1 protein-coding gene is annotated in these 945 nt (G+C 40.1%); it reads left to right on the plus strand.

What is annotated here, in order from left to right; genetic code table 11:
* On the plus strand, nucleotides 1-945 hold a 945-nt coding region (locus ACXAFI_RS20005), incomplete at both ends, for a hypothetical protein (protein ID WP_475110172.1).

Consider the following 945-nt stretch of genomic DNA (forward strand, 5'->3'; position numbering starts at 1 on the left):
AATGATAGCTACCAGATTGTAAAAAATACTGATAGCACAACGGCGATTCAAGTTGATGGGATGAGCTTCAATGGTCTTACCCGAGTGGAAGCTGGAACGTATGCTGGAACAGATATTCTGCTCGGTACCAATGATTCAGAAATATTTACTTTTAATAGTAATGCTGAGCTATTGGTTAATGGCTTAACGTTTAGTGGTTTTGAGACGGTCAATGCTTTGGGCGGTGATGATTACGTAAATGCCGAAAACTATTCCTATGGCCTGGAGTTGACAGCAACTGCTGGAGAATTACGGCTTTATTCTCAGGGGTTACTTTTCCAAGACATTCAAGAAGCCTACACCACAACGCTCTATGGCACCGATAATATTGATGCTTTCAGCATTATCGAAAACGGTACTGACAACCTTGTTGTTGCCTCAGCGATCGATTTTTCTGGGGTGACACTTGTCGATGCACTAGGAGGACAAGACACTTTATCCGTAGGTGAGGCAAATCTAGAGAATGGAAAAATTAACGGTATCCAATTCGTTAATCTCAGTGACATTATCTCCAGTAGTATTTTTATTGGGGCGTCCCAAGAAGGAGATTTTTATGTGTTAGGGGATGGATTGGTTTCATCTGATACCGATTCGCAAAATCCTGGATATGAATTTAATTTCAGTGGTGTAACAAGTGTTAAAACAAATGGATATGCAAGAACTGTAACTGGTTTAGCTGGCCATAGTTGGATAATTAATAACACTAATACTGCGACGAATAACGGCATTACATTTTTTGATGTTTCTTACTTAATTGCAAATAACGCAGGGTTAGAAGGCTACTCAAATTTAGGCTGGGCGTTGACAGCTAATGATAATGAAGTAAGTCATGCAGGGATTATTATAAAAAATGCGAATTTAATTAGTGGCGGCACTAGCACGCTGACAGGTGGAAACTTCGCTGAC

Source organism: Microbulbifer sp. ABH2_005, assembly GCF_056160005.1.